General features: G+C 74.2%; 25 protein-coding genes and 1 tRNA gene. 19 read left to right on the top strand and 7 right to left on the bottom strand.

Annotated features, from left to right (window positions below; translation table 11 throughout):
- Positions 1-28: 28 nt before the first annotated feature.
- Complete coding sequence (locus tag IH25_RS0100850; RefSeq protein WP_030601129.1) at positions 29-811, bottom strand: SDR family NAD(P)-dependent oxidoreductase; 783 nt, start codon at positions 809-811, stop codon at positions 29-31.
- A 64-nt stretch (positions 812-875) separates the two neighbouring features.
- Here IH25_RS0100850 and IH25_RS0100845 point away from each other — a divergent pair, with 64 nt between their 5' ends.
- The 5 genes from IH25_RS0100845 to tsaE all read left to right on the top strand — a co-directional run bounded on the left by IH25_RS0100845 (position 876) and on the right by tsaE (position 6,446).
- Positions 876-1,247, top strand: coding sequence for a holo-ACP synthase (locus IH25_RS0100845; protein WP_030601126.1), 372 nt, complete (start codon positions 876-878; stop codon positions 1,245-1,247).
- A 55-nt stretch (positions 1,248-1,302) separates the two neighbouring features.
- Entirely contained in the window at positions 1,303-2,736 is a 1,434-nt protein-coding gene (locus IH25_RS0100840; RefSeq protein WP_030601121.1) for a bifunctional ADP-dependent NAD(P)H-hydrate dehydratase/NAD(P)H-hydrate epimerase, read from the top strand.
- Positions 2,737-3,388: 652 nt separating this feature from the next.
- A complete protein-coding gene (gene alr, locus IH25_RS0100835; protein ID WP_030601118.1) occupies positions 3,389-4,558 on the top strand; it encodes an alanine racemase in 1,170 nt (389 codons plus the stop codon).
- Between the two features lie 144 nt (positions 4,559-4,702).
- A complete protein-coding gene (locus IH25_RS0100830) occupies positions 4,703-5,968 on the top strand; it encodes an alpha/beta fold hydrolase (protein ID WP_030601115.1) in 1,266 nt (421 codons plus the stop codon).
- A complete protein-coding gene (gene tsaE, locus IH25_RS0100825) occupies positions 5,928-6,446 on the top strand; it encodes a tRNA (adenosine(37)-N6)-threonylcarbamoyltransferase complex ATPase subunit type 1 TsaE (protein ID WP_030601111.1) in 519 nt (172 codons plus the stop codon). The genes IH25_RS0100830 and tsaE overlap by 41 nt, the downstream gene beginning before the upstream one ends.
- Positions 6,447-6,476: 30 nt before the next feature.
- Here tsaE and IH25_RS0100820 read toward each other — a convergent pair whose 3' ends face one another.
- The gene (locus tag IH25_RS0100820; RefSeq protein WP_030601109.1) at positions 6,477-7,034 is read right to left on the bottom strand and encodes a hypothetical protein; all 558 of its coding nucleotides are present in this window, start codon (positions 7,032-7,034) and stop codon (positions 6,477-6,479) included.
- Positions 7,035-7,168: 134 nt separating this feature from the next.
- On the opposite strand from IH25_RS0100820, the gene tsaB reads away from it, so the two are divergent.
- From tsaB to IH25_RS0100775, 9 genes are all read left to right on the top strand, one after another.
- Positions 7,169-7,825, top strand: a complete 657-nt coding sequence (tsaB, locus tag IH25_RS0100815; protein ID WP_030601107.1) for a tRNA (adenosine(37)-N6)-threonylcarbamoyltransferase complex dimerization subunit type 1 TsaB — start codon at positions 7,169-7,171, stop codon at positions 7,823-7,825.
- A 29-nt stretch (positions 7,826-7,854) separates the two neighbouring features.
- Positions 7,855-8,355 carry a ribosomal protein S18-alanine N-acetyltransferase gene (rimI, locus tag IH25_RS0100810; RefSeq protein WP_030601105.1) on the top strand — a complete coding sequence of 167 codons (501 nt, stop codon included), beginning with the start codon at positions 7,855-7,857 and terminating at the stop codon, positions 8,353-8,355.
- Entirely contained in the window at positions 8,348-9,445 is a 1,098-nt protein-coding gene (gene tsaD, locus IH25_RS0100805; protein ID WP_030601103.1) for a tRNA (adenosine(37)-N6)-threonylcarbamoyltransferase complex transferase subunit TsaD, read from the top strand. The genes rimI and tsaD overlap by 8 nt, the downstream gene beginning before the upstream one ends.
- The gene (locus tag IH25_RS0100800; protein WP_030601100.1) at positions 9,442-9,699 is read left to right on the top strand and encodes a hypothetical protein; all 258 of its coding nucleotides are present in this window, start codon (positions 9,442-9,444) and stop codon (positions 9,697-9,699) included. Before tsaD ends, IH25_RS0100800 begins: the two co-directional genes overlap by 4 nt.
- 117 nt (positions 9,700-9,816) lie before the next feature.
- Positions 9,817-9,889, top strand: a tRNA-Gly gene (locus IH25_RS0100795).
- A gap of 169 nt (positions 9,890-10,058) precedes the next feature.
- Complete coding sequence (locus IH25_RS0100790) at positions 10,059-11,096, top strand: LacI family DNA-binding transcriptional regulator (RefSeq protein WP_030601097.1); 1,038 nt, start codon at positions 10,059-10,061, stop codon at positions 11,094-11,096.
- 166 nt (positions 11,097-11,262) lie between these two features.
- Positions 11,263-12,318, top strand: coding sequence for an LCP family protein (locus IH25_RS0100785; RefSeq protein WP_030601094.1), 1,056 nt, complete (start codon positions 11,263-11,265; stop codon positions 12,316-12,318).
- A gap of 133 nt (positions 12,319-12,451) precedes the next feature.
- Positions 12,452-12,808, top strand: coding sequence for a YciI family protein (locus tag IH25_RS0100780; RefSeq protein WP_030601092.1), 357 nt, complete (start codon positions 12,452-12,454; stop codon positions 12,806-12,808).
- Positions 12,809-12,847: 39 nt separating this feature from the next.
- Positions 12,848-14,128 (top strand): RNA polymerase sigma factor, encoded by a 1,281-nt coding sequence (locus IH25_RS0100775; RefSeq protein WP_030601088.1) that lies wholly within the window; start codon positions 12,848-12,850, stop codon positions 14,126-14,128.
- Here IH25_RS0100775 and IH25_RS0100770 read toward each other — a convergent pair.
- Positions 14,113-15,279, bottom strand: coding sequence for a THUMP-like domain-containing protein (locus IH25_RS0100770; protein ID WP_030601086.1), 1,167 nt, complete (start codon positions 15,277-15,279; stop codon positions 14,113-14,115). The two genes, IH25_RS0100775 and IH25_RS0100770, sit on opposite strands and share 16 nt — an antisense overlap.
- Positions 15,280-15,369: 90 nt before the next feature.
- Here IH25_RS0100770 and IH25_RS0100765 point away from each other — a divergent pair, with 90 nt between their 5' ends.
- The 4 genes from IH25_RS0100765 (at position 15,370) to groL (ending at position 19,469) form a co-directional block, all read left to right on the top strand.
- On the top strand, positions 15,370-16,302 hold the full coding sequence (locus IH25_RS0100765) for a polysaccharide deacetylase family protein (protein WP_030601084.1): 933 nt from the start codon (positions 15,370-15,372) through the stop codon (positions 16,300-16,302).
- The gene (locus IH25_RS0100760) at positions 16,299-17,165 is read left to right on the top strand and encodes a polysaccharide deacetylase family protein (protein ID WP_030601079.1); all 867 of its coding nucleotides are present in this window, start codon (positions 16,299-16,301) and stop codon (positions 17,163-17,165) included. Before IH25_RS0100765 ends, IH25_RS0100760 begins: the two co-directional genes overlap by 4 nt.
- A gap of 244 nt (positions 17,166-17,409) precedes the next feature.
- Positions 17,410-17,718 (top strand): co-chaperone GroES, encoded by a 309-nt coding sequence (groES, locus tag IH25_RS0100755; protein WP_004955293.1) that lies wholly within the window; start codon positions 17,410-17,412, stop codon positions 17,716-17,718.
- A 119-nt stretch (positions 17,719-17,837) separates the two neighbouring features.
- Complete coding sequence (groL, locus tag IH25_RS0100750; RefSeq protein ID WP_030601077.1) at positions 17,838-19,469, top strand: chaperonin GroEL; 1,632 nt, start codon at positions 17,838-17,840, stop codon at positions 19,467-19,469.
- Positions 19,470-19,532: 63 nt separating this feature from the next.
- On the opposite strand, the gene IH25_RS0100745 is transcribed toward groL, so the two are convergent.
- The 3 genes from IH25_RS0100745 to IH25_RS0100735 form a co-directional block, all read right to left on the bottom strand.
- Entirely contained in the window at positions 19,533-20,240 is a 708-nt protein-coding gene (locus IH25_RS0100745; protein WP_030601075.1) for an ester cyclase, read from the bottom strand.
- Between the two features lie 76 nt (positions 20,241-20,316).
- Positions 20,317-21,090 carry an SDR family NAD(P)-dependent oxidoreductase gene (locus IH25_RS0100740; RefSeq protein WP_030601073.1) on the bottom strand — a complete coding sequence of 258 codons (774 nt, stop codon included), beginning with the start codon at positions 21,088-21,090 and terminating at the stop codon, positions 20,317-20,319.
- Positions 21,091-21,164: 74 nt separating this feature from the next.
- Positions 21,165-21,833 carry an MOSC domain-containing protein gene (locus IH25_RS0100735; protein ID WP_030601071.1) on the bottom strand — a complete coding sequence of 223 codons (669 nt, stop codon included), beginning with the start codon at positions 21,831-21,833 and terminating at the stop codon, positions 21,165-21,167.
- An 81-nt stretch (positions 21,834-21,914) separates the two neighbouring features.
- Between IH25_RS0100735 and IH25_RS0100730 the strand changes: the two genes are divergently transcribed.
- Positions 21,915-22,814, top strand: coding sequence for a LysR family transcriptional regulator (locus IH25_RS0100730; protein ID WP_030601063.1), 900 nt, complete (start codon positions 21,915-21,917; stop codon positions 22,812-22,814).
- A gap of 115 nt (positions 22,815-22,929) precedes the next feature.
- On the opposite strand, the gene IH25_RS0100725 is transcribed toward IH25_RS0100730, so the two are convergent.
- Complete coding sequence (locus tag IH25_RS0100725; RefSeq protein ID WP_030601061.1) at positions 22,930-23,259, bottom strand: WhiB family transcriptional regulator; 330 nt, start codon at positions 23,257-23,259, stop codon at positions 22,930-22,932.
- Between the last annotated feature and the right edge of the window lie 379 nt (positions 23,260-23,638).

Below are 23,638 nucleotides of genomic sequence, written 5' to 3'. Positions count from 1 at the left end.
GACGGACGGTACGGGGCCACGCCCGCGCTCAGTGGACGGAGAAGCCGCCGTCCACGTGGATCGACTGGCCGGTGATGTAGGCGGAGGCAGCGCTCGCCAGGAACACGGCCGCGCCCGCGAAGTCCTCGGGCAGGCCATTGCGGCCGGTCATCGTGCGCGCGGCCAGGGCCGCCACCCGCTCCGGGTCGGCCGACAGCCGCGCGTTCAGCGGGGTCATCACGAAGCCCGGGACGAGGGTGTTGCAGGTGACCCCGTACGGCGACCAGGCCTCGGCCTGGGAGCGGGCCAGCGACTCCAGCGCGCCCTTCGACACGCCGTAGGCACCGCTCTGCACGAACGCCCGGTGCGCCTGCTGGGAGCTGATGTGGATGATCCGGCCGAAGCCCCGCCCGGCCATCCCCGGCCCGAACCGCTGCCCCAGCAGGAACGGCGCCTCCAGGTTCACCGCCATGGTGGTGTCCCACACGTCCTCGCCGAGCTCGCCCAGCGGCGGACGCAGGTTGATCCCGGCGGAGTTGACGAGGATGTCGGGCTCCCCGAACACGGCCGCCGCGTCCTCGGCGGCCGCGCGCACCCCGTCCCGGCTGCCCAGGTCGCCGCTGACCCACGCGGCCCGGCAGCCGTCGGCCGTCAATTCCTCGACCGTGTCGGTGAGTTCCTTCTCGCGCCGGGCCACGACCACGACGCTCGCCCCGGCCCGCGCCAGCGCCCCCGCGACGGCCCGCCCGATGCCCGAGCTGCCCCCCGTCACCAGAGCGACACGGCCGTCCAGCGAGAACAGGCCGGAGAGATAAGCGTTCGATGTGGTCATCTCCGCAGCGTAGGCGACGTGGTGTCGCCGGTACGCCGTCGGCCGGAGTCGTAGGGTGCTCGGCATGAGCATCATCGGGGTGGGCATCGACGTCGCCGAGATCGACCGGTTCCGGGCGTCCCTGGAGCGGACGCCGGGGCTGGCCGACCGGTTGTTCGTGGAGCGCGAACTGCTGCTGCCCAGCGGGGACCGGCGCGGCATCGCCTCGCTGGCGGCCCGGTTCGCCGCCAAGGAGGCGCTGGCCAAGGCGCTGGGGGCGCCGCCGGGACTGCACTGGACCGACGCCGAGGTGTACGTGGAGGACACCGGGCAGCCCCGGCTGCGGGTGAAGGGCACGGTGGCCGCGCGCGCGGCCGAGCTGGGCGTACGGGCCTGGCACGTGTCGCTCAGTCACGACGCCGGTGTGGCCTCGGCCGTGGTGATCGCCGAGGGCTGACCGGGCCGGGCGCCGCGGGTGTGGACGGCCCGGGTTCGGGGGCAGACTCGGTGCCATGCGAACTGCGTACAGCGTGGAGACGGTAAGGGCGGCCGAACGGGCCCTGATGGCACGGCTGCCGGAGGGCGCGCTGATGCAGCGGGCCGCCGCCGGGCTGGCCGCCGCCTGCGCCGGACTGCTCGGGCGGGTGTCCGGCAGCCGGGTGGTGCTGCTGGTCGGCAGCGGGGACAACGGCGGGGACGCCCTGTACGCGGGAGCCCGGCTGGCCCGGCGCGGCGCCGGGGTGACCGCCGTCCTGCTCGCGCCGGAACGGACCCACGCCGGAGGGCTCGCCGCGCTGCGCCGGGCGGGCGGCCGGACCGTCACGGCGGACCGGGGCGAGGAGGCGATCGCGCGGGCCCGCCTGGTCGTGGACGGGATCGTCGGCATCGGCGGCAAGGGCGGGCTGCGGCCGGACGCCGCACGGCTCGCCGAGGCGGTCGCGCGGTCCGGGGCCGCCGTCGTCGCCGTGGACCTGCCCAGCGGGGTCGACGCCGACACCGGGGAGGTACGGGGGGCCGCGCTGCGCGCCGACCTGACCGTCACCTTCGGCGCGTACAAGCCCGGGCTGCTGGTGGATCCCGCGCGGGAGTACGCCGGAGTGGTCCGGTTCGTCGGCATCGGCATCGAACCGCCGCCCGCCGACGCCGTACTCCAGGCCCTGCAACACGCGGACGTGGCCCGGCTGTTGCCGACTCCGCAGGCGGAGAGCGACAAGTACCGGCGCGGGGTGGTCGGGATCGCGGCGGGCTCGGCACGCTACCCGGGCGCGGCCGTGCTGGCGGTGTCCGGGGCGCTGCGCGGCGGGGCCGGGGCCGTACGGTACGTCGGCCCGGCCGGGGACGCGGTCCTCGCGCGCTTCCCGGAGACCCTCGTCTCCGACGCCGGTCCCGCCAAGGCCGGCCGGGTGCAGGCGTGGGTGACCGGGCCGGGCGCCGGGGACGACGCGGCGACCGTGGCCGAGGTGCTGGCGGCGGACGTGCCCGTGCTGCTCGACGCGGACGGGCTGCGGCTGGCCGACCGGGACACCGTACGGGGGCGTACCGCGCCGACGCTGATGACCCCGCACGCGGGCGAGGCCGCCGCGCTGCTGGGGGTGCGGCGCGAGGAGGTCGAGGCCGCCCGGCTGGGCGCGGTGCGCGAACTGGCCGCGCGGTACCGGGCGACGGTCCTGCTGAAGGGCTCCACCACCCTGGTCGCCGGCCCCGGCGGCGGACCGGTCCGGGTCAACCCCACCGGCACCCCCTGGCTGGCCACGGCCGGCAGCGGCGACGTGCTCTCCGGCCTCGCCGGCTCCCTGCTGGCAGCCGGCCTGGACCCCCTGGACGCCGGAAGCGCGGCCGCGTACCTGCACGGCCTGGCGGGCCGCTTCGCCGCACAGGGCGCCCCCGTGGGGGCGCACGACGTGGCGGCCCGCATTCCGCAGGCGTGGCGGAACGTACGGGGGTGAGTGGCCGGGGTCCGGCGCCCGGGGGAGTTGCGGGTGTTGGGGGGGGGGCGGGCGCGCTGCGGGTGCCGGTTTCCTGGGCGGGCCGGATGTCTTGCGGGTGCTGGTTTCCTGGTCGGGGCGGGCGCGCTGTGAGTGTCGGCTCCCCGGCCGGGTGGATGTGCGGCGGGGCCGGGCCGTCGCCGGCGGCGGTGAGGTCCGGGGGCGTGGGGAACGCGGCAACTTGGCTCCCGGCCCTCGGCGTTCGGCTCCCGGCCTTCGGCGTTCGGTTCCCGGCTCCCGGTGTCCGGCCCCCGGCTTCCGGGTCCCGGACTCCGCCCGCGGGCTCCAGCCCCGCGTCCGGGGAGCCGGCCCCCAGGGCTTGGTTCCCGGGGTCCGGCCCCGGCCCCTGGCCCCCGCGGCCCAGGCTCCCGGCTCCCGGAGCTTGGCTCCAGCCTCCGGGACCGAGGCCCGGGCTCCCGGAGCTCGTCTTCCGGCGTCCGGCCCCGGCCCCCCGGCTCCGGCCCCTGGCCCCCGCGGCCCAGGCTCCCGGCTCCCGGAGCTTGGCTCCAGCCTCCGGGGCCGAGGCCCGGGCTCCCGGAGCTCGTCTCCCGGCGTCCGGCCCCGGCCCCCGGCCCCCCGGGCCCGTTCGTGGCCTCTGAGAGACTGGGGCGCGATGACTGAGACAGCAGCTGAGCCGACCGCCGCCCTGCGCGCCCGCGCCGAGATCGATCTGGGCGCGCTGCGCGCCAATGTGCGCGCCCTGCGCGCCCGGGCGAAGGGCGCCGCCGTGATGGCCGTCGTCAAGTCCGACGCGTACGGCCACGGCGCGGTGCCGTGCGCCCGCGCCGCCCTCGCGGCCGGTGCCACCTGGCTCGGCACGGCCACCGCCGAGGAGGCCCTCGCGCTGCGTGCCGCCGGGCTGTCCGGCCGCCTGCTGTGCTGGCTGTGGGTGCCGGGCGGCCCCTGGCGGGAGGCCGTCGAGGCCGACATCGACGTGTCGCTGAGCGGCATGTGGGCGCTGCGCGAGGTCACCGCCGCCGCCCGCGCGGCGGGCCGGCCCGCGCGCGTGCAGCTCAAGGCCGACACCGGGCTCGGCCGCAACGGCTGCCAGCCCGGCGCCGACTGGGCCGAACTCGTCGGCGAGGCGCTGCGCGCCGAGGCCGAGGGGCTGGTCCGGATCACCGGACTGTGGTCGCACTTCGCGTGCGCCGACGAGCCCGGGCACCCGTCCATCGCCGCCCAGCTCACCCGGTTCCGGGAGATGGTGGCGTACGCCGAGGAGCGGGGCGTACGGCCCGAGGTGCGGCACATCGCCAACTCGCCGGCCACCCTCACCCTGCCCGAAAGCCACTTCGACCTGGTCCGCACCGGCATCGCGATGTACGGCGTCTCGCCCAGCCCGGAACTGGGCACCCCGGCGGACTTCGGGCTGCGCCCGGTGATGACGCTCAGCGCCTCGCTGGCCCTCGTCAAGCACGCGCCGGGCGGCCACGGCGTCAGCTACGGCCACCACTACGTCACCCCTGGCGAGACCACCCTCGGCCTGGTCCCGGTCGGTTACGCGGACGGCATCCCGCGGCACGCCTCGGGCACCGGACCGGTGCTGGTCGGCGGCAAGTGGCGGACGGTCGCCGGGCGGGTCGCCATGGACCAGTTCGTGGTGGACCTCGGCGGCGACGAGCCCCCGGTGGGGACCGAGGCGGTGCTCTTCGGGCCGGGCGACCGGGGCGAGCCCACCGCCGAGGACTGGGCGCAGGCCTGCGGCACGATCGCGTACGAGATCGTCACCCGCATCGGCACCCGGGTCCCGCGCGTCCATGTGAACGAGCGGGAAGCCGGGTAACCCGTCCCGGACCACCGGCGCCACCGGCCCCGTCGCGTCGGCGGCGGTACGGACCGCCGGCGCCACCCGATGGCTCCGGCCATCCGGCGTCACCATCCGTTTCACCCGTCCAGGCGGGCACCAGCAGGGGAAGAGGAGCGGTACGTGAGCGAGAGCAGCGCGGAGACCGTGGCGGACATCGTCGCCTCGGCCGCCTCCGCCTCCGCCGCGGGGGCGGCCGGGAGCTGGCGCAGGGCGACCGGCCTCGCCGGTGCCGCGCTGGGCGTGCTCGCCGCGGGCGCGGCGGCCGGCGTCGCCGTGGAGCGGATGACGGTGGGGCGTGAGGTGCGCCGCAAGGCCCGGCTGGCGCTGGACGCGGCCGGCCCGTACGGCACCCTGCGCGGCACCCCCGGCACGGCGTACGCCGACGACGGCACCGAGCTGTACTACGAGGTCGACGAGGCCGAACCCGACCAGGGCCCGGACGTCTCCCCGCGTCGGCGCCGGCTCTTCGGCCGCAAGGCGCCCGCCCCGGTCACCGTCGTCTTCTGCCACGGCTACTGCCTCAGCCAGGACTCCTGGCACTTCCAGCGGGCCGCCCTGCGCGGGGTCGTGCGGAGCGTGTACTGGGACCAGCGCAGCCACGGCCGGTCCGGGCGGGGCGTGGCCCAGACCCGGGACCGGGTGCCGGTCACCATCGACCAGCTGGGCCGGGACCTGAAGGCCGTGCTGGACGCCGCCGTCCCCGACGGCCCGGTGGTGCTGGTCGGCCACTCGATGGGCGGGATGACGGTGATGGCGCTGGCCGCCCAGTACCCCGAGCTGATCCGGGACCGGGTGGTCGCCACCGCCTTCGTGGGCTCGTCGTCCGGCCGGCTCGGCGAGGTCAACTTCGGGCTCCCGGTGGCCGGCGTCAACGCGGTGCGCCGGATCCTGCCCGGGGTGCTGCGGGCGCTCGGGCGGCAGGCGGAGCTGGTGGAGAAGGGGCGCCGGGCCACCGCCGACCTGTTCGCCGGGATCATCAAGCGGTATTCGTTCGCGGGCCGGGAGGTCGACCCGGCGGTGGAGCGGTTCGCCGAGCGGATGATCGAGTCCACGCCGATCGACGTCGTCGCCGAGTTCTACCCGGCCTTCACCGACCACGACAAGACCGAGGCGCTCGCCCGCTTCCGGGACCTGCCGGTGCTGGTGCTGGCCGGCGTGCGGGACCTGGTCACGCCCAGCGAGCACAGCGAGGCCATCGCCGGCCTGCTGCCCGACGCCGAGCTGGTGCTGGTGCCGGACGCCGGGCACCTGGTGATGCTGGAGCACCCCGAGGTGGTCACCGACCGGCTCGCCGACCTGCTCACCCGCGCGGGAGCGGTGCCCGCAGGGGCTACCGTAAGTGGCTATGGAACGACCAGCAGCACCGGCAGCGCACCAGGCCGCTGAGATCCGGCTGACGATCACCTCCCCCGAGCGGATGCGGGAGCTGGGCCGACGGCTGGCCGAGCTGCTGCGCGCGGGCGACCTGGTGATGCTCAGCGGGGAGCTCGGCGCGGGCAAGACCACCCTGACCCGCGGGCTCGGCGAGGGGCTCGGGGTACGCGGCGCGGTCACCTCGCCGACCTTCGTGATCGCCCGGGTGCACCCGTCCCTCGGCGACGGCCCGCCCCTCGTGCACGTCGACGCCTACCGCCTGGCCGGCGGTCTGGACGAGATGGAGGACCTGGACCTCGACGTCTCGCTGCCCGACTCGGTGATCGTCGTGGAGTGGGGCGAGGGCAAGGTCGAGGAACTGACCGAGGACCGCCTCCAGGTCGTCATCCACCGCGCGGTCGGCGACACGACGGACGAGGTCCGGCACGTGACGCTGACGGGCCTGGGGGAGCGGTGGTCCGGGGCGGGCCTGGAGACGCTGACGGGCTGAGCGCCCACGACCGGCCGTCGGCTCGGCGTGCTACCGGATCACCACCACCGGCACCCCGATGGTGGCGAACTGCCACAGCGCGTCGCCGTCCGCCCGGCTCTCCCGGATCCCGCCCGTCCGCACGTTCGGGTCGGCCGCCAGGCCCGGCCCGCCGTGCACGGCCGCGCTGAACCCGATCACCACCCCGTCCACGCTGGTGAACCGCACGACGTGCTCGACGGGCAGGCCGTCGGTGCCGGTGGCCGTGTTGGAGCGGGAGGTGACCCAGTACGTGCCCGGCGCCGGATCGACGCTGCCCGGACGCACCGTGAAGGTCCGCCGCACCCGGTTGCCGGGCGCGACCAGCCAGACCCGGTCGTCGTCCAGCGAGTACACCACCCGTTCGCCCGAACCGGAGCCGCCCGGCAGGGCGGTCGGGTGCTGCCGGTCCCGGGGGGCCTTCGCCTTCGCCGCCGCGGACGCGCTGGCCGCCGCCCCGTCGCGCAGCGCGGCCGGTACGGTCGCCTGGGCCCGCAGCGCCAGGAAACCGACCGTTCCCAGGGCCGCCGCGGTGAGGCCGGCCACGATCGCCGAGCTGGTCCCTGCCACCTGCGCCCACCTCTGCTTCGCGTCCACTTCAAGACTGTTTTGAGGCATATGTCGTATTCGTGGAGACCGTAGCAGCCGGTGGCCGTTCGTCCCGGGCGGCCGTGCGCGAGCCGCGGGCGCCGTAGGCTGTTCGCGTGCTCTTGCTCGCTCTGGATACCGCAACACCCGCCGTCACCGTCGCGCTCCACGACGGCACGGACGTCATCGCCTCGTCGAGCCAGGTGGACGCGCGCCGGCACGGAGAGCTGCTGCTGCCGGCCGTCGACCGGGTCCTCGCCGAGGCCGGACTGAAGTTGGAGTCCGTCACCGGCATCGTCGTCGGCACCGGGCCCGGCCCCTACACCGGCCTGCGCGTCGGCCTGATGACCGCGGACACCTTCGGCCTCGCGCTCGGTGTCCCGGTGTACGGCGTGTGCACGCTGGACGGCCTCGCCTACGCCGCCGACATCGCCGAGGGCCCCTTCGTCGTGGCGACCGACGCCCGGCGCAAGGAGGTCTACTGGGCGACGTACGCCGACTCCCGCACCCGGCTGACCGATCCGGCCGTGGACCGCCCCGCCGACATCGCCGAGCGGGTCGCGGGCCTGCCCGCGGTCGGCGCGGGCGCGCTGCTCTACCCGGACACGTTCCCGAGCGCCCACGAGCCCGAGCACGTGTCCGCCGCCGCCCTCGCCTCGCTCGCGGCGCAGCGGCTGGCCGCGGGCGAGGAACTGCCCGCGCCCCGGCCGCTGTACCTGCGCCGCCCGGACGCCCAGGTCCCCAAGAACTACAAGGTGGTCACCCCCAAGTGACACAGCCGGCACCTCCCCGACTGCGCGAGATGCGCTGGTGGGACATCGACCCGGTCCTGGAGCTGGAGCGGGACCTGTTCCCCGAGGACGCCTGGTCCCGCGGGATGTTCTGGTCCGAGCTGGCCCACGCCCGGGGCCCCGAGTCCACCCGCTGCTATCTCGTCGCCGAGTCCGCCGACGGCCGGATCGTCGGGTACGGCGGCCTGGCCGCGGCCGGTGACGTGGCCGACGTCCAGACCATCGCCGTCGCCCGCGACCACCAGGGCACCGGCCTCGGCGCCCGCCTGCTGGCGGAACTGCTGCGCGCGGCGACCGCGTTCGAGTGCCCCGACGTGATGCTCGAGTGCCGGGTCGACAACGTCCGCGCCCAGAAGCTCTACGAACGCTTCGGCTTCGTCCCCGTCGGTTTCCGGCGCGGCTACTACCAGCCCGGCAACGTGGACGCCCTGGTGATGCGCCTGACCACGGGACCCGACAGCGGCACCGCCGCCGGGTCCGACCCCGTACAAGGAACCGAGATCAATGACTGACGAACCCCTCGTCCTCGGCATCGAGACCTCCTGTGACGAGACCGGCGTCGGCATCGTCCGCGGCACCACCCTGCTGGCGGACGCCGTCGCCTCCAGCGTCGACGAGCACGCCCGCTTCGGCGGTGTCGTGCCGGAGGTGGCGTCCCGGGCGCACCTGGAGGCGATGGTCCCCACCATCGACCGCGCGCTGAAGGAGGCGGGGGTCGCCGCCAAGGACCTGGACGGCATCGCGGTCACCGCGGGCCCCGGCCTCGCGGGCGCCCTGCTCGTCGGCGTCTCGGCGGCCAAGGCGTACGCCTACGCCCTCGGCAAGCCCCTGTACGGCGTCAACCACCTGGCCTCGCACATCTGCGTGGACCAGCTGGAGCACGGTCCGCTGCCCGAGCCGACGATGGCCCTGCTGGTCTCCGGCGGCCACTCCTCGCTGCTGCTGTCCGCGGACATCACCTCCGACGTGCGGCCGATGGGCGCGACCATCGACGACGCGGCCGGCGAGGCCTTCGACAAGATCGCCCGCGTGCTGAACCTGGGCTTCCCCGGCGGTCCCGTCATCGACCGCTACGCCAAGGAGGGCGACCCGCGGGCCATCGCCTTCCCGCGCGGCCTGACCGGCCCCCGCGACCCGGCGTACGACTTCTCCTTCTCCGGCCTGAAGACCGCCGTGGCCCGGTGGATCGAGGCCAGGCGCGCGGCCGGCGAGGAGGTCCCGGTCCGGGACGTGGCCGCCTCCTTCCAGGAGGCCGTGGTCGACGTGCTGACCCGCAAGGCCGTCCGCGCCTGCAAGGACGAGGGCGTGGACCACCTGATGATCGGCGGCGGTGTCGCGGCCAACTCCCGGCTGCGCGCCCTCGCCCAGGAGCGCTGCGAGGCGGCCGGCATCCGGCTGCGGGTGCCCCGCCCCAAGCTGTGCACGGACAACGGCGCGATGGTGGCCGCGCTGGGCGCCGAGATGGTCGCCCGCAACCGGGCCGCCTCCGACTGGGACCTGTCGGCCGACTCCTCCCTGCCGGTGACCGACCCGCACGTGCCCGGGCACGGCCACGACCACGACCACGTGCACGAGGTCAGCAAGGAGAACCTGTACTCGTGACCGTCGCACTGATGTGGGAGGCGCGGGCCGCCGAGGGGCGGGGCGCCGACCTGCTCGCCTGGGTCCGCGCCCAGCGCCTGCCCGGGGAGCCGCTGCGCCGCGAGACCTTCCGCGCGCCGCAGGACCGGGTGCTGGTCGTCACCTGGTGGGACGCGCCGTACGACGCCCCGCTCCCGGAGCTGCCCGAGCCGGACCCGGAGCTGGTGACGCGGACCGTGCACCGGTGGCGGTTCGAGTCGGTGGGGGACGACTGACAGCTGGGGCGCCTGAGGCCGATGTGAACTCCTGGGACTGCTGAGTTGCGGAGGCACCCCCTTCCTGCGCTATGATCATCACACAGCGAACGGCCGGAACACCGGCCCGAAGCAAGTGCGTTGGTGGTCCAAGGAAAGACGCCCCGCTTCCTGCGGGGAGATGCAGGTGCAAGGCCTGCCCGGCGCTCCACTCGACACCCCGCCCCCGGGATACCGGAGGCGGGGTGTTCGCGTTGCGTCCGGAGTGCACGGGGAGCGAAAGTTTCCGCTATTTTTCGGGCTCGCATCCGAATGTTTCGAAAGCGTAAGGCGGCGCACGATTCTTCGTCGCACGCTTCCGCGCCGCTACGATCGCCGGTATGAAGCCTCCGAAGCCCGCAGCAGCCCAGACGGCGACCCTCGCCGAGATCGCCCGGGAGGCCGGGGTCTCCGCCCCGACTGTTTCGAAGGTCCTCAACGGCCGTGCCGACGTCGCCCCGGCGACACGCACCCGGGTCGAGGAACTGCTGCGCGCCTACGGCTACCGGCGCCGGCGTGCCGAGGCGTCCCGCTCGCCGCTGATCGACCTCGTCTTCCACGAACTGGAGAGCGCCTGGGCGCTGGAGGTCATCCGGGGCGTGGAGAACGTGGCCAGGGACGCCGGGCTGAGCGTGGTGCTGTCCGAGTCGGCCGGCCGGCTCACCCCCGGCCGCACCTGGGCCGACCAGGTCGCCGCCCGCCGCCCGCACGGCGTGGTGCTGGTGCTGTCGGACCTCGACGAGTCCCAGCGGGCCCTGCTGACCAGCCGTTCCGTCCCGTTCGTGGTGATGGACCCGGCCGGCGACCCGGGCCCGGACGTACCCTCCATCGGCGCCACCAACTGGCAGGGCGGGCTCGCCGCCACCCGGCACCTGGTGGAACTCGGCCACACCCGGATCGGCGCCATCAGCGGCCCGTCCCGGATGATGGGCAGCCGCGCCCGGATGGACGGCTACCGGGCGGCGCTGGAGACGGCCGGGCTGCCCGTGGACCCCTCGCTGGTGCTGGCCGGCGACTTCCACCACGACGCCGGGTACCGCCTGGGGCTCCAGCTGCTGCGCCGCCCGGACCGGCCCACCGCCGTCTTCGCGGGCAACGACCTCCAGGCGCTCGGTCTGTACGAGGCCGCCCGCGAGCTGGGCCTGCGCATCCCGGAGGACCTCAGCGTGGTCGGCTTCGACGATCTGCCGGTGGCCCGCTGGGTGGGCCCGCCGCTGACCACCGTACGGCAGCCGCTGACCGAGATGGCCGAGGCCGCGGCCCGGCTGGTGCTGGAGCTGGGGCGGGCCGAGGACGAGCGGGCGACGACCCGGGTCGAGCTGGCGACGAGCCTGGTGGTGCGCTCCAGCACCGCCGCTCCGGCGCCGGCCGGGAGCTGACGTACCGAGGCCGACGTCCCGAGGTGCCGGCCCGGCGCCGCCGTCTCCTGGCCCGGCGCCTCGCACAACGGCCCCGCGCCGGCCGCCGGATGAGAATTCCGCAAGAAAACCGGCTTACGCCGAAAGCGCTAACAACCCGTTCATCATTCGGACTTATGTTCCTGTCGTGACGCGACACGAGGAGCAAGGCGACACGGGCAGACGGACGGGCCGGCGGTCCAAGGGGCTCCGGATCGCCGGCCTGACCCTGACGGGCACCCTGGTGCTGGCCGCGGCGGCGGCGGGCTGGGCGTACTGGCACCTGAACCACAACATCACCAGCGTCGACATCGACAGCGCGCTCGGTGACGACCGGCCCGCCCGCGCGATGCTCACCCCCGCCCCGGCCGGCTCCGCCGACGCCTCCCCGGTGCCCACCGGCTCGCTGAACATCCTGGTCCTCGGCTCCGACTCGCGCAGCGGCGCGGCCAACCGGGAGCTGGGCGGCGGGGACAGCGAGGGCGCCCGGTCCGACACGGCGATGGTCGTGCACCTCGACGCGGGCCGGACGGCGGCGACCGTGGTCAGCATCCCGCGCGACACGCTCGTCACCCGCCCGTCCTGCCCGCTCGACTCGGGCCGCACCTCGGCGCCGGCGTACGGCGTGATGTTCAACAGCGCCTACGCGGTGGGCGGTCCGGTGTGCGCGGTGAAGACCGTGGAGACCCTCACCGGCGTCCGCATGGACCACTACCTCGAAATCGACTTCTCCGGCTTCGCCCGGCTGGTCGACGCGCTCGGCGGGGTGGACGTCACCACCGGCCAGGACATCGACGACGACCTCAGCCATCTGCACCTCGCGGCCGGCACCCACCACCTCGACGGCACGCGGGCCCTGGCCCTCGCCCGCACCCGGCACGGCATAGGCGACGGCAGCGACCTGGGCCGCATCGGGCTCCAGCAGACGCTGGTGAAGGCCCTGCTGGAGCAGGTCTCCGACGCCGGACTGCTCACCGACCCGGCCCGGCTGTACCGGGTCGCCGACGCCGCCACCGCGGGCCTGACCACCGACACCGCACTGGACTCCCTGGGCGAGCTGATGAGCCTCGGCCGCAGCCTGGAGGGCCTCACCGCCGACGGGGTGACGACGGTGACGATGCCGGTCGTCACGGCCCCCTCCGACCCCAACCGCGTGATCCCCGAGGAGCCCCGGGCGAGCCGGCTCTGGGCGTCCCTGCGCTGAGCTTCAGGGGCTTGGGAGCGGCGGGAGAAAACTTCTCGGATTTTTTCCGGGCGCGTGTCGATCCACGCGTCTCCCGTTCGACGTACAGGTGCGCGGCGGGGAACGGCCCCGCCGCCCGACCGAGGGAGACACCATGCCCCGCTACCTGTCGCTCGTGCGCATCGACGAGTCCACCGCGCCCGCCGGGGGCCCCAGCGCGGAGCTGATGCAGCGGATGGGCGAGCTGATCGAGGAGATGACCAAGGCCGGCGTCCTGCTCGACACCTCCGGGCTGACCCCGGCCGCGCAGGCCGTCCGGGTGGCCTGGGACGGCGAGCGGACCTCCGTGACCGACGGGCCGTTCACCGAGTCCAAGGAGGTCGTCGGCGGCTACGCGTTCATGCAGTGCAAGGACCGCGCCGAGGCCCTGGAGTGGACCCGGCGCTTCCTGAGCATCCACGGCCCGGAGTGGACCCTCGCCTGCGAGCTGCGGGAGATCGTCGAGTACTGAGTACTGAGCCACTTGGCCGAAGATCGCACACGGTGTTGCATGTGGGCTGTGGAACCACAGCCCACGGCAGACCGGCCGACCCCCGCCCAGGCCATCGAGACCGTCTTCCGGCTCCAGGCGCCGCGAGTGATCGCCGGTGTCGCGCGCATCGTGCGGGACGTCGGGATCGCCGAGGAACTGGCGCAGGACGCGCTGGTCGCCGCGCTGGAGCAGTGGCCCCGGGACGGGGTGCCCGACAACCCCGGCGCCTGGCTGACGGCCATCGCGCGGCGCCGGGCCGTCGACCTGATCCGGCGCCGTGAGGTCTACGCCCGCAAACTCGCCGAGATCGGCCGGGACCTGGAGACCACCGCGCCGCCCGAGGAGCCCGCCGACCCCGACGGCATCGACGACGACCTGCTCCGGCTGGTCTTCACCGCCTGCCACCCGGTGCTGTCCCCGCAGGCCCGCACCGCGCTCACACTGCGCCTGCTCGGCGGTCTGACCACGGCCGAGATCGCCCGCGCCTTCCTGGTGCCGGAGGCGACGGTCGCCCAGCGGATCGTCCGCGCCAAACGCACCCTCGCGGCGAAGAACGTCGCCTTCGAGGCGCCGTACGGACCCGACCGCGCGGCCCGCCTCGGCTCCGTCCTGGACGTCGTCTACCTGATCTTCAACGAGGGGTACGCGGCCACCGCCGGCGACGACTGGCTGCGCCCCGGGCTGTGCGAGGACGCCCTGCGGCTGGCCCGGGTGCTGTCCGGGCTGATGCCCGGGGAGCCCGAGGTGCACGGCCTGACCGCGCTGCTGGAGTTCCAGGCCGCCCGCACCCCCGCCCGCACCGCCCCCGACGGCACACCGGTGCTGCTGAAGGACCAGGACCGTCGCCGCTGGAACCGCATGCTCATCGCGCGCGGGGTGCACGCCCTGGAGCGCGCCGGAGCCACCGCGGCGGGACCGCCGGGGCCGTACGCCCTCCAGGCGGCCATCGCCGCCTGCCACGCGCGGGCGTACACCTACGAGGAGACCGACTGGCGGGCCATCGCCGCCCTGTACGGCCTGCTGGCCGTCCGCGCGCCCTCCCCGGTGGTCGAGCTGAACCGCGCGGTCGCCGTGTCGATGGCCGAGGGCCCGCTGCGGGGCCTGGAGCTGGTGGACGCCCTGGCCGCCGGGCCCGCGCTGCGCGGCTACCACCTGCTGCCCAGCGTCCGCGGCGACCTGCTGGCCCGGCTGGGACGCGCCGCCGAGGCCCGCGAGGAGTTCCTCCGGGCGGCGGAGCTGACCCGCAACGAACGGGAACGCGCGCTGCTGCTGCGCCGGGCGGATCAGGCCAGCGGCTGACCGATCAGCATCGTCGGCGCCCCCGCCACCCGGGTGAGGAAGACGGTGGCCGCGTTCGGCCCCTGCGGCCGTACCTTGCGGCGCAGTTCCTCCGGCTCGACGGCCGAGCCGCGCTTCTTCACGGTCAGCGTGCCGACCCCGCGCTCGCGCAGCAGGGCCTTGAGCCGCTTGACGTTGAAGGGCAGCCGGTCGGTGATCTCGTAGCCGGTGGCGTACGGCGTGGGCCGGGGCTCGTCGGCGGTGACGTAGGCGATGGTCGCGTCCAGCAGTCCGCCGCCGACCTCCTCGGCCACCTCCGCGACCAGGTGCGCGCGGATGACCGCGCCGTCCGGCTCGTACAGGTACCGCCCCACCGGCCGCACCGCCGGGTCCGGCAGGCCCCGGCCGAGCAGCGAGCGCGGCCCCGGCAGCAGGGTGGCCCGTACGGCGCCCGGCGCCCCCGTGCCGAACCACAGCACGGCCTCCTTCACGTCCCCGCCGTCCGAGATCCACTCGGCCTCGGCCTCGGGCGGGACGATCTCGTGCGGGATGCCGGGGGCGATCTTCAGCGCCGCGCGCGGCGCCCGGCGGGCCGTCTCGACCGCCCAGGACAGCGGTGGCGAGTACGCCTCCGGGTCGAACACCCGGCCGCGCCCGCCGCGCCGGGCCGGGTCGGCGAACACCGCGTCGTACCCGGCGGTGTCCACCTCCGTCACATCGGCCTCGCGCACCTCGATCAGCTCCGCCAGGCCCAGCGCCTCGGCGTTGGCGCGGGCCGCCGCGGCGGTCAGCGGGTCGCGGTCCACGGCCAGCACCCGGATCCCGGCCCGCGCCAGCGCGATGGCGTCCCCGCCGATGCCGCAGCACAGGTCGGCCACGGAGGTCACGCCCAGCTCCGTCAGCCGCCGCGCCCGGTACGCCGCCACGCTCGCCCGGGTGGACTGCTCGACCCCGTTCGGGGTGAAGAACATCCGGCCGGCGTCCTCGGCCCCGAACTTCGCCACCGCCCGCTGTCGCAGCCGGGCCTGGCCCAGCGCGGCCGAGACCAGTTCGGCGGGGTGGTCGCGGCGCAGCCGGGTGGCCACCGCCAGTTCCCGCGCGGGCTCGGTGTCGCGCACCTCGTCGAGGAGGGCGCGGCCTTCGGGGGTGAGGAGCAGAGCGAGGTCGTTCACCGGCTCATTGTGGGCCAGTCGGTGGATGGTGCGCCCGCGGCGGCGGTGTCGGCCCGGGGCGCGGGCCGGGGCCTGGGAGGATCCGGCACCATGCGAGCAGTAGTACAAAATGACAAAAGTCGGGCGCGGACCGCGAAGGCGGGCACCGAACGCCGGGCCGGGGTCGCGAAGACGGCCGCGGCCACCACCGCCCTCGCACTGGCCGCCCTCCTGACCGGCTGCGCCGGCGACCCCGCCCCGGCCCCGGCCCAGGGCGGCCCCGGCCACCCCCTGGACCCCCGCGCCCGCCAGGCCGCGGAGCACGCCCGGCTGGCCGCCGCCGCCCGGCGCTGGGGCCTGGAGCGGGCCCCGCTCACCGCTCCGGCCCCGCCCGCCGAGAAGCCCCGGATCACCCCCCGGGACGGCTTCGAGGTGGACGGCCAGGAGGAGGAGAACCTCCCCCCGGTCTTCACCACCGTCCCCACCCGGCAGAAGGTCGTCTTCCTCACCATCGACGACGGCGCCGAGAAGGACCCGGCCTTCCTGCGCATGATGAGCGAACTGAAGGTGCCGTACACCGCGTTCCTCAGCAACTACGTCATCGAGGACGACTACGGCTACTTCCGCCGGATGCAGGCCCAGGGCGTCACCCTGAACAACCACACCCTCACCCACCCCTACCTGCCCGGCCTGTCCTACGAGGAGCAGCGCGACGAGATCTGCGGCATGCAGACCGTCATGAAGAAGCAGTTCGGCAAGGCGCCCACCGTCTTCCGGCCGCCGTACGGCAACTACAACGGCGACACCCTGCGCGCCGCCAAGGAGTGCGGCATCAAGTACGCGCCGATCTGGGACGAGGAGGTCTTCGTCGACCACTGGGAGTACCGCGACTGGGACCGCCGGCTGCACCCCGGCGATATCGTCCTCACCCACTTCCGCGGCCGGGACGACTGGAACGGCACGATGGTGGACGACATGCGGCGCTTCCTGGACAAGGTCACCCGCGAGGGCTACGCCGTCGCCCGCCTGGAGGACTACCTGTGAGGCGCCTGCGGGGCCCCGCCGCGGTCCTCGCCCCGGCCCTGCTCCTGACGGGCTGCGCCCAGTCCGTCGACCCCATCGAGCGCCTCGGCAAGAAGGCCGCCGAAGGGGTGCGCCCGCACGCCACCGCCCCCGGCCGGGACTACCGGCACTGGGGGCTGACCCGCCCGCTCGCCCGCCCCCCGGCACCCCCGGACCGCCCACCGGCCCTCTCACCGTCGTCCCCGGCCCGCCCGCCGGCCCTCTCACCGGCGCCCCCGGCCCGCCCGCTCGCCGGACACCCGGCGGCCCCCGCCCCGCCGCCCCCGGTGATCGACCACGTCCCCACCCGCGACCCGGTCGTCTTCCTCACCTACGACGACGGGGCCGAACGCGACCCCCGCTTCGTCGACATGGTCCGCGAGCTGCGCCTGCCGGTCACCCTGTTCCTCACCGACTCCATCGCCGCCCCCGGCTACCGCCACTTCGCCCGCCTGCGCGCGCTCGGCGCCGGCATCGGCAACCACACCCTCGACCACCGGGCCCCGGCCGGCCTGCCGTACGCCGGCCAGCGCGCCGAGATCTGCGGCCAGCAGGACCGCCTCCGCGCCCGCCTGGGCGTCCGCCCCCGCCTGTTCCGCCCGCCGTACGGCTCCTACGACCCCACCACCCTGCGCGCCGCGGCCGACTGCGGCATCTCCGCGGTCGTCCTGTGGCGCACCGCCCTCACCCCGGCCGGCCTCACCCGCGGCCTCGGCCCGGGCGACATCGTCCTCGTGGACCCCGACGAGTCGACGGACGTCCCCCTGCGCGAGCGCACGGTACGGGTCCTCAGGGCGGCCCAGGAGCGGGGTCTGACGGTGGGCCGCCTGGAGGACTACCTCTAGCGGAGCCGGTCCCTCGGGCCCGCCGGTCAACGCCGCGACGGCCGATTCACCGCCGACGCGCCGCACGGCATTGGCACTCCGCTTGACCGAGTGCTAACCCCGGTCATAGTCTCGGGTCTGGCACTCCGCAGGTGAGAGTGCCAACAAACGCGACGGGCAGGTCCGGCACCCGCGACGACGGATCGACCTGGTCGCCACCTCAGACAGTTAACCCCGTGAGATCTCCGAAGGGGGAGGTCGGATCGTGACGACCGCCAGCTCCAAGGTTGCCATCAAGCCGCTCGAGGACCGCATCGTGGTCCAGCCGCTGGACGCCGAGCAGACCACGGCCTCTGGCCTGGTCATTCCGGACACCGCGAAGGAGAAGCCCCAGGAGGGCGCCGTCCTCGCCGTGGGCCCGGGCCGGTTCGAGAACGGTGAGCGCCTTCCGCTCGACGTCAAGGTCGGCGACGTCGTCCTCTACAGCAAGTACGGCGGCACCGAGGTGAAGTACAACGGCGACGAGTACCTCGTCCTCTCGGCTCGCGACGTGCTCGCGATCATCGAGAAGTAATCACCTCAAGCGACTCTCTGCTTGAAGCTGCGCCCCTGGCCCCCGCGAATCGATAAGAAGCCGGGCGCCCGGGGCGCGGCGTTTTTCACCCACAGATTTCCGAGAGGGCTCCCGCTGCCATGGCGAAGATCCTGAAGTTCGACGAGGACGCCCGTCGCGCCCTTGAGCGCGGCGTCAACAAGCTTGCCGACACGGTCAAGGTGACGATCGGCCCCAAGGGCCGCAACGTCGTCATCGACAAGAAGTTCGGCGCCCCCACCATCACCAACGACGGTGTCACGATCGCCCGCGAGGTGGAGATCGAGGACCCGTACGAGAACCTCGGCGCCCAGCTGGTGAAGGAGGTGGCGACCAAGACCAACGACATCGCTGGTGACGGCACCACCACCGCCACCGTGCTCGCCCAGGCGCTGGTCCGCGAGGGCCTGAAGAACGTCGCCGCCGGTGCCTCCCCGGCCGCCCTGAAGAAGGGCATCGACGCCGCCGTCAAGGCCGTCTCCGAGGAACTGCTCGCCACCGCGCGCCCGATCGACGAGAAGTCCGACATCGCCGCCGTCGCCGCGCTGTCCGCCCAGGACCAGCAGGTCGGCGAGCTGATCGCCGAGGCGATGGACAAGGTCGGCAAGGACGGTGTCATCACCGTCGAGGAGTCCAACACCTTCGGTCTGGAGCTGGACTTCACCGAGGGCATGGCCTTCGACAAGGGCTACCTGTCGCCGTACTTCGTGACGGACCAGGAGCGCATGGAGGCCGTCCTCGACGACCCGTACATCCTCATCACGCAGGGCAAGATCGGCGCCATCGCGGACCTGCTGCCGCTGCTGGAGAAGGTCATCCAGGCCGGCTCCTCCAAGCCGCTGCTGATCATCGCCGAGGACGTCGAGGGCGAGGCCCTGTCGACCCTGGTCGTCAACAAGATCCGCGGCACCTTCAACGCCGTCGCGGTGAAGGCCCCCGGCTTCGGCGACCGCCGCAAGGCGATGCTCCAGGACATGGCCGTCCTCACCGGCGCCACCGTCATCTCCGAGGAGGTCGGCCTCAAGCTCGACCAGGTCGGCCTCGACGTGCTCGGCTCCGCCCGCCGCGTCACCGTCACCAAGGACGACACCACGATCGTCGACGGCGCCGGCAAGTCCGAGGACGTGCAGGGCCGCGTCGCCCAGATCAAGGCCGAGATCGAGAACACCGACTCCGACTGGGACCGCGAGAAGCTCCAGGAGCGCCTCGCGAAGCTGGCCGGCGGCGTGTGCGTGATCAAGGTCGGCGCCGCCACCGAGGTGGAGCTGAAGGAGAAGAAGCACCGTCTGGAGGACGCCATCTCCGCGACCCGCGCCGCGGTCGAGGAGGGCATCGTCTCCGGTGGTGGCTCCGCTCTGGTCCACGCCTCCAAGGTCCTCGAGGGCAACCTCGACAAGACCGGCGACGAGGCCACCGGTGTCGCCGTGGTCCGCAACGCCGTGGTCGAGCCGCTGCGCTGGATCGGCGAGAACGCCGGCCAGGAGGGCTACGTCATCGTGTCCAAGGTCAAGGACCTGGACAAGGGCCAGGGCTACAACGCCGCCACCGGCGAGTACGGCGACCTGATCAAGGCCGGCGTCATCGACCCGGTCAAGGTCACCCGCTCCGCCCTGGAGAACGCCGCCTCCATCGCCTCCCTGCTGCTCACGACCGAGACCCTGGTCGTCGAGAAGAAGGAAGAGGAAGAGCCGGCCGCCGCGGGCCACAGCCACGGCCACGGCCACGCCCACTGAGGCAGACGCCCGTGAGTGAGGGCCCGGTACCCGCCGAGGGTGCCGGGCCTTCGCCCTGTCCGCCTACCGCTCCAGCTCGTCCAGCGCCCCGAGCTGCTGCATCAGTCCCAGCTGGTCGTGCTGCCACCACAGCTCGGTGATCTTTCCGTCGGCGGCGAAGCGGAACAGTGTCATCCCGGTCATGGCGACCGGCCGGCCGGTGGGCGCGATCCCCAGGAAGTCGCCGCGGTGCGTGCCGCGCCAGGACCAGCGGGCGCAGGCCCGGTCGCCCTCGGCGAGCACGTCCTCGACCGTGAACGCGAAGTCGAAGGCGCCGCGCCACATCCGGAACTCGGCGCGCGCGTGGTCCAGCCCGATGGTGTCCTGCGGGTTCATCGGATCGCGGCTGTGGACGTCCTCGTCCAGCAGGTCGTTCAGCGGCGGCAGCTCGCCCGCCGTGCCCAACGCCCGGAAGAACCGGCGCACGGCACGTTCCGCCGGCCGCTCGTCCCGTACGACGTCCAGACCGGTGAACGTCGGCCGCTCCTCGCACAGCGCGGCCAGCTCCCGGAAGACCCGCTCCGTCTCCGGCAGGTCCGAGTTCCGCCGCGCCTCCTCGTACGAGGGGAACTCCACGACCTCCACCACGTGCGACGCGTCCGAGCGGTCACGGCCGACCACCGCGTGCGTCGCCGTCCGTCTCCCATGGGCCCGCCGGAGCCAGTCGTCCATCAGCCGGTTCATCTCGTCCAGCCGGCTCGTCCGGCACTCGATGAGCTGTACGAAGGTCATGACGCCGCCTCCGGCCCCCCTGGTCCGGTAACCGTCCCGCCCATTTTCCCACCGGGACGGCGGCGCCACCCGTGCGCTAGCGCGGTCCGTACTTGCGCCCCGTACGGGAGCTGATCCCGCCCAGCAGCCCGCGCGGCGTGACCTTCACCAGCCCCATCAGCGCCTTGTACCGGGGGTCCGGGATGGACACCGTCCGGCCGCGGGCCAGGTCGGCCAGGGCCGCCGCCACCAGCTTGTCGGCGTCCAGCCACAGCCAGCCGGGGATGTTGTCCGTGCCCATCCCGGCCCGCTGGTGGAACTCGGTGCGCACGAAGCCCGGGCACAACGCCATCAGCCGGACCCCGCTGCCCGCCAGGTCCCGCGCCGCGCCCTGGGTGAACTGCACGACCCACGCCTTCGACGCGCCGTAGGTGCCGCGCGGCACGAAGGCGGCCACCGAGGCGACGTTCACCACCCCGCCCCGGCCGCGCTCGCGCATCGCCCCGGCCGCCGCCGAGGTCAGCCGCAGCACCGCCTCGCAGTGCACCTTCAGCATCCGCAGCTCGTCCGCCATCGAGACGTCCAGATAGCGGCCCTTGTTGCCGAAGCCGGCGTTGTTGATCAGCAGGTCGACCGGGTTCTTGCGGTCGCCGAGCCGGCCGGCCACCGCCTCGATGCCCTCGTCCAGGGAGAGGTCGGCGGGCAGCACCTCCACCTCGACGCCGTGCCGGTCGTGCAGTTCCGTCGCCTGCTCGCGCAGCCGCCCGGTGTCCCGGGCCACCAGCACCAGGTCCTGCCCCTCCGCCGCCAGCCGCCGCGCGAACGCGGCACCGATCCCCGCGGTCGATCCCGTAATCAGAGCCGTTGTCATGGCCCAAGCGTAGTGACCCGGACCGACGGCCTCCGCTGACGGCGCGGGGCCGCCCCGGGCCGGCCGACGGCCGGTCAGTCCTGCCGCCGCGCCACGAACTCGCGGGCCTGCGCCAGCGTCTCCGAGTGCAGGGCCTCGCCCGCCGCGAGCAGCCGGGGCAGCAGCTCGCGCTCGGTGGTGACCGCGCGGAACTGCATCGCCGCCGTCACCCCGTGGTCCGGCCGGTACACGATCTCCACCGGGTCGCCCGAGCGGATCTCACCCGGTTCGATCACCCGCAGGTAGGCACCCGTCGCGGCCTTCCGGGTGAACCTCTTGACCCAGCCGCGCTCGCCCATGTGGCCCTGGAACGTGGCGCACGGGATGCGGCCCGCGGTCACCTCCAGCACCACCCGCGGACCGATCCGCCAGCGCTCGCCGACCAGCGCCCCGGAGACGTCCAGCCCCTCCGTCGTCAGGTTCTCGCCGAAGCAGCCGTTGGCCAGGGGCCGGCCGAGCTCCCGCTCCCATGCGTCGAGGTCCTCGCGGGCGTACGCGTACACCGCCTGGTCGTCCCCGCCGTGATGGCGCGTGTCGCACACCGCGTCCCCGGCCAGCCCGCTCGCGCCGACCCCCTTCGGGCCGGGCGCCGTCACCCGCACCGGCCCTTCGGCGGGCTGCTTGTCGATGCCGGTCAGACCGTCCGGCTGGCTCGTGTACGGCACCGGCAGGGGACGGCCCACATTGACGGAGAGAAGCTTCATCCCAGCACGCTAAGCGATCGGCACCCAAAGCGTCGACGCTTTATCGAGCGCTCCGCCCAAAGGCTGCCTTATGCTCCAAGGGTGATCGAGGCTCGTCATCTGCGCGTCCTGCGCGCCGTCGCCACCACCGGCTCCTTCTCGGCGGCCGGGCGCGAACTGGGCTGCACCCAGCCCGCCGTCAGCCAGCAGATGAAGGCCCTGGAGGCCTCGGTCGGCACCCCGCTGCTGGTCCGCAACGGGCGCGAGATGCGCCTCACCCAGGCCGGCGAGGCCCTCGTCCGGCACGCCTCCGGCATCCTCGCCGGGCTCACCGCGGCCGAGGAGGAGGTCGCCGCCATCGCCGGTCTGCGCGCGGGCCGGGTCCGGCTGGTCTCCTTCCCCAGCGGCAGCTCCACGCTGGTCCCGACGGCCCTGGCCGCCCTGCGCGCCGCCCACCCCGGCACCCGCGTCTCGCTGGAGGAGGCCGAGCCCCCGAAGTCCGTGACACTGCTGCGGGACGGCGACTGCGACCTCGCCCTGGCCTTCCGCTACGAGGGCGCCGCGGTCGCCGAGGACTGGGACGACCTCGTCGTACGCCCGCTGCTGACGGACCGCCTGGTCGCCCTGGTGCCCGAACGGCACCGGCTCGCGCGCGCGGAGACCGTCGCCATCGGCGAGCTGGCCCAGGAACCGTGGATCGCGGGCTGCCCGCGCTGCCGCGGCCAGCTGGTCGAGGTGTGCGAGGGGGCCGGGTTCACCCCGCGCATCGACTTCGCCACCGACGACTATCCCGCCGTGGTCGGCCTGGTCGGCGCGGGTCTCGGGGTCGCCGTGCTGCCCCGCCTGGCCGTGGAGTCGGTACGGCCGCGAGGGGTGCGCGCGGTACGGCTGGAACCGGCGGTACGACGCGAGATCGTCGCCCTGACCCTGCCCGACCTGGCCCAGGTGCCGGCCGTGGCGGCGACGCTGGAGCAACTGGCCCGGGCGGCCGGGCGGATGTAGCGGCCGGGCGCGCGCAGGGGTACGCGCAGGGGGACGCACGCCGTTGGCACGGGTGCGCGACCCCGCGCGGGCGGACGCACCCGGTGGGCGGACCTCGCTCCGGAGAAACGTTCCTTCAGTGATCCTGGGCGGTGTCCCCGCCGGTGGTGGAGGCCGTCACCAGTCGGTTGCGCGCCCGCCCCATCAACTCCTCGCGCTCGTCCTCGGTCAGGCCGCCCCAGACGCCGTACGGCTCGCGTACCGCCAGCGCGTGCGCCGCGCACTCCGCACGGACCGGGCACCTCATGCAGACCTCTTTGGCCGAGTTCTCGCGAGCGCTCCGAGCCGCCCCGCGCTCGCCCTCCGGGTGGAAGAAGAGCGAGCTGTCCACGCCGCGGCAGGCGGCCAGCAGCTGCCAGTCCCACAAGTCCGCGTTCGGTCCGGGAAGGCGGGAGAAATCTGCCATTACGTGACCCCTTGTCGCCGATCTGGGCGGGTACGGTGCCAACGACCGTACATCTCCGGTCTAAGGAGATGAAAATATGACTCATTGCGAATCTAGCCCCGGACACTGCGAAACGGGAAGAAAAGGGGCCAAATGGGTCATAGGTTGTGATGAAAAGTTGAGAGTCCGACGGTCATGTCTGCACCGTGTCCGTCCCCTCACATAGAGTGCCGAAGACGGCACGCGGGCCCGTAACTCTTTCGAGTGACCGTCGTTGAGAGTGCGGAGGCGGTTGAAAGAACAAGCGCTCGGGCAGGCGTCCGAGACGGTCGACCGCACAGGTGACGATTCCGTACCAGCCTGGAGGCTCAAGGTGACGCGCATCAGCTGCGGAGGGCGG

Origin of the sequence: Streptomyces achromogenes subsp. achromogenes (assembly GCF_000720835.1) — a bacterium.
In the GTDB taxonomy this organism is placed as follows: domain Bacteria; phylum Actinomycetota; class Actinomycetes; order Streptomycetales; family Streptomycetaceae; genus Streptomyces; species Streptomyces achromogenes.
Note: the sequence above shows the minus strand (reverse complement) of the source record. Positions and strands in the feature narration are given on the sequence as shown.

What these genes read in the sequence shown, in the direction of transcription:
- IH25_RS0100850 (WP_030601129.1), bottom strand. Translation starts at nt 811, where the DNA reads ATGACCACATCGAACGCTTATCTCTCCGGCCTGTTCTCGCTGGACGGC.
- IH25_RS0100845 (WP_030601126.1), top strand. Translation starts at nt 876, where the DNA reads ATGAGCATCATCGGGGTGGGCATCGACGTCGCCGAGATCGACCGGTTC.
- IH25_RS0100840 (WP_030601121.1), top strand. Translation starts at nt 1,303, where the DNA reads ATGCGAACTGCGTACAGCGTGGAGACGGTAAGGGCGGCCGAACGGGCC.
- alr (WP_030601118.1), top strand. Translation starts at nt 3,389, where the DNA reads ATGACTGAGACAGCAGCTGAGCCGACCGCCGCCCTGCGCGCCCGCGCC.
- tsaE (WP_030601111.1), top strand. Translation starts at nt 5,928, where the DNA reads ATGGAACGACCAGCAGCACCGGCAGCGCACCAGGCCGCTGAGATCCGG.
- rimI (WP_030601105.1), top strand. Translation starts at nt 7,855, where the DNA reads ATGCGCTGGTGGGACATCGACCCGGTCCTGGAGCTGGAGCGGGACCTG.
- tsaD (WP_030601103.1), top strand. Translation starts at nt 8,348, where the DNA reads ATGACTGACGAACCCCTCGTCCTCGGCATCGAGACCTCCTGTGACGAG.
- IH25_RS0100790 (WP_030601097.1), top strand. Translation starts at nt 10,059, where the DNA reads ATGAAGCCTCCGAAGCCCGCAGCAGCCCAGACGGCGACCCTCGCCGAG.
- IH25_RS0100780 (WP_030601092.1), top strand. Translation starts at nt 12,452, where the DNA reads ATGCCCCGCTACCTGTCGCTCGTGCGCATCGACGAGTCCACCGCGCCC.
- IH25_RS0100775 (WP_030601088.1), top strand. Translation starts at nt 12,848, where the DNA reads ATGTGGGCTGTGGAACCACAGCCCACGGCAGACCGGCCGACCCCCGCC.
- IH25_RS0100765 (WP_030601084.1), top strand. Translation starts at nt 15,370, where the DNA reads ATGCGAGCAGTAGTACAAAATGACAAAAGTCGGGCGCGGACCGCGAAG.
- groL (WP_030601077.1), top strand. Translation starts at nt 17,838, where the DNA reads ATGGCGAAGATCCTGAAGTTCGACGAGGACGCCCGTCGCGCCCTTGAG.
- IH25_RS0100745 (WP_030601075.1), bottom strand. Translation starts at nt 20,240, where the DNA reads ATGACCTTCGTACAGCTCATCGAGTGCCGGACGAGCCGGCTGGACGAG.
- IH25_RS0100740 (WP_030601073.1), bottom strand. Translation starts at nt 21,090, where the DNA reads ATGACAACGGCTCTGATTACGGGATCGACCGCGGGGATCGGTGCCGCG.
- IH25_RS0100735 (WP_030601071.1), bottom strand. Translation starts at nt 21,833, where the DNA reads ATGAAGCTTCTCTCCGTCAATGTGGGCCGTCCCCTGCCGGTGCCGTAC.
- IH25_RS0100725 (WP_030601061.1), bottom strand. Translation starts at nt 23,259, where the DNA reads ATGGCAGATTTCTCCCGCCTTCCCGGACCGAACGCGGACTTGTGGGAC.